Source organism: Novosphingobium clariflavum, from assembly GCF_026420865.1.
GTDB classification, from domain to species: Bacteria; Pseudomonadota; Alphaproteobacteria; order Sphingomonadales; family Sphingomonadaceae; genus Novosphingobium; species Novosphingobium clariflavum.
In genome coordinates this window covers 1-262 of sequence record NZ_JAPCWC010000126.1, presented here as the reverse complement: position 1 = coordinate 262, position 262 = coordinate 1, and the positions used below count along the sequence as shown (strand labels likewise).

General features: G+C 61.1%; 1 protein-coding gene. It reads right to left on the bottom strand.

Annotated elements, in window-relative coordinates; all coding sequences use genetic code 11:
- Positions 1-177, bottom strand: a 177-nt coding sequence (locus tag OKA11_RS24585; protein ID WP_267225272.1) for a helix-turn-helix domain-containing protein, incomplete at its 3' end; no start/stop codon positions are given.
- Between the last annotated feature and the right edge of the window lie 85 nt (positions 178-262).

Here is a 262-nt window from a genome sequence, read left to right as displayed (position 1 = left end):
CCCCACAAACCCGTCCAGCTTCGGGCGCTGCGGTGCAGACTGACGCCGGTAACCCGGTGGCGATGAAAACGACAGCATCTTGCGCACCGTATCGCGCGACACATTGAAACGCTTCGCCGCCGCCCGCTGGCTCATGCCATCCGCGCAAGCCAAACGGACCTGAAGATAAAGTTCCACGCTGTAGATCCCCACACCTCCCTGACTTGGCAGAAAGGCTTCAAGGTGGACGACTTTTACACCGCCCGCAGCAGGACTATCCCGC